Source organism: Halomonas sp. 141 (assembly GCF_002810305.1).
Lineage (GTDB): Bacteria > Pseudomonadota > Gammaproteobacteria > Pseudomonadales > Halomonadaceae > Vreelandella > Vreelandella stevensii.
Genome location: NZ_PINZ01000089.1, coordinates 1 through 2,548 on the forward strand (window position 1 = coordinate 1; position 2,548 = coordinate 2,548).

Sequence of the window (2,548 nt, forward strand, 5' to 3'; positions counted from 1 at the left end):
TGTTAGGCCTGCCGCCAGCGTTCAATCTGAGCCATGATCAAACTCTTCAGTTTAAGATCAATGCGATCCTTACTCGCCATCTCAGGACTAGCCGAAGACAACAAAAGCGGATCAAACTTGGCTCAAGGTTCAAACGAATTCACTGCGATACTCCGAAGAGTATCCTGGTGTTCGCTTGCCTTGATATTAGGTGATGATTCACCCTCATCGGCAAGCGCCCACATGAATTACCTGATCAAATTGTTAAAGAGCTTTCGTTCGGCGTTGCCGTTCGATGTGGGGCGTATTCTACCCAATTCTTTTTGATCGTCAAGCTTTTTTCTCATTCACCGTTCAAGCACCTGCGGGTCACCAATGGCCGGAAAGTTGACCTGAGGCAAGCCCTGCCCTTCCCCGCTTTTTTAGACTTGTTGGAGCACCGCTGAAAAGAACGGTGCGCACCAGACCGGTCAAATAGGAGGGGGAAACCATGACAACATCACGTATTGCCATCGGGCTTGCGAGCGTCGCGCTCTTAAGCACGACGTCACTGTGGGCAGATGACGAACTCGGTAGCTACCGCGACAGGTTCGAACCGCTGCCCCACTTACCACCGTTACCTGCCCACAATTCGCAAACCGATGAAAAGGTAATGCTGGGCAACATGCTGTTTTTCGAGCCCAGGATCTCCGCCAGTGGAGTCATCAGCTGTGCCACTTGCCATAACCCGGCGCTCGGCTGGTCGGACCGCATCCCCAGAGCTGTGGGCCATAATGGCCAGGTTGGCGAACGCAACACACCCACCGTTCTCAACAGTGGTTTCCTGGGATCGCAGTTCTGGGATGGACGGGAGCCGGATTTGGAAGGCCAAGCACTGGGGCCTATCGAAGCCGATGTCGAGATGGCCATGCAGCTGGAACACGCCCTGGACAGGCTGGCAGAGTTCGAGCTCTACCAGGAGCGCTTCACGGAAGCGTACCCCGACCAGGATGACCCCATCAATGCCGAGAACCTGGCCAAGGCACTGGCCGCCTTCCAGAGAACGCTCAACACACCCAACTCACCTTTTGATCGGTATTTACGCGGTGATATGGACGCCATCAGCGATCAGGCAAAAGAGGGCATGGTAGCTTTCGTGGATAATGGCTGTATCGCCTGCCATCGCGGCGCCAACTTTACCGATAGCCAGTTCCACGCCATTCAGGTGCCGGGGTCGAAAGATTTGGGTCGCTACGTGGTGACTGGGGAGGAAAGAGACCAGTACCGCTTCCGCACCCCCACCTTGCGCAATGTCGGCGTCACTTACCCGTACATGAACAATGGCGCCACCGAAACGCTTGAAGAAGCTGTGGCCATCATGGGCCAGGAAATGCTGGGACGTGAGTTTGACGAACCCACCATCGATAACATCACGGCGTTTCTGCACTCCCTGACAGGTGAAATGCCCGATTTCGAGGTGCCCGCTCTACCCTGATGCACTATGCCGCCGCCCATAGGGGCGGCGGCAGGCCGTATCAGGCTGCCTCCAGACGCTTCAGCAGTTCGGCTCGCCGCGCGTCGCTGACGAAGGCTTCTTCCATGGCATTGCGATTCAGCCACTTGAAGGTATCTTCCCCCCAGCCAAAGGCATCGGCACAGGCGATATGATTCTCGAGCAGCCCACCACCAAAATAAGCAGGATCGTCTGAGCTGATGGTGACCTTCAGACCCGCTTCCAACAACGCCGGTAGCGGATGCTGATCCAATTGATCGACCACTTTCAGGCTGACATTGGAGAGCGGGCACACGGTCAGTACCGTTTGAGACTCCTTGAGGCGCTGCACGACGTCTTCGCTTTCGAGACAGCGCACGCCGTGATCGATACGCTGAACGTCCAGCAGGTCCAGAGCTTGCGTAATGTAAGCGGCAGGCCCCTCCTCGCCCGCATGGGCCACACGCACCAGCCCAAGCTCCTTGGCGCGCGCAAACAGGGCCTGAAACTTCTCGGGCGGGTTGTCACGCTCGGCGCTGTCCAGGCCAATGGCATCCAGCATTTTCCAATAGGGTGCCGCCTGCTCGAGAACGTGAAGTGCCTCGTCGGCTGGACGATCTCTCAGGAAGGCCATGATCATGCCCACTGAAAGATCCAGCTGGCTCTCGGCTTCCTGTTTGGCCCTGAGCAGTCCCGCCATGACCACCTCCAAAGGTACACCACGCTGCAGATGCGCCTGGGGGTCGAAGTGCATATCGATATGCAGCACGCCTTCCGAACGGGCACGCTTGAAATAATCCATGGCCAGGTCATAGAAGTCCTGTTCGCTGCGCAAGACGTTCATGCCCTGGTAATATAGATTCAGAGTAACTGTTTAGCTCACGCCGCCTGATCCGTGGCTGTAGGCTGCATGAAGGCTGGCACCTCCCCCGCAAACAGTTGCTCCAGTGCGGTATGCGCCGCTACCCCTTGCTTGACGGCGGTCGAGAGAAAGCTACGCATGCGGCAGAAGATCTCCGCCCCCTCCCAGGAGCGGAAACAGCCCGAGATTTTCTGCTGGACCTTGGTCATTCGCAGATCGCGTTCCCCCTGGTTGTT

At 56.9% G+C, this 2,548-nt stretch carries 1 protein-coding gene and 2 pseudogenes; 1 reads left to right on the top strand and 2 read right to left on the bottom strand.

All coding sequences use genetic code 11. From position 1 onward, the window contains the following. Nucleotides 1–469: 469 nt before the first annotated feature. A complete protein-coding gene (locus CWI66_RS17345) occupies nt 470–1,453 on the top strand; it encodes a cytochrome-c peroxidase (protein ID WP_100732365.1) in 984 nt (327 codons plus the stop codon). Nucleotides 1,454–1,493: 40 nt separating this feature from the next. On the opposite strand, the pseudogene add reads toward CWI66_RS17345, so the two are convergent. Beyond that, nucleotides 1,494–2,315: pseudogene (add, locus tag CWI66_RS17350) on the bottom strand (adenosine deaminase); the annotation flags it as partial. Between the two features lie 14 nt (nt 2,316–2,329). Next, nucleotides 2,330–2,548 (bottom strand): annotated as a pseudogene (locus CWI66_RS17355) (IS66 family transposase); the annotation flags it as partial.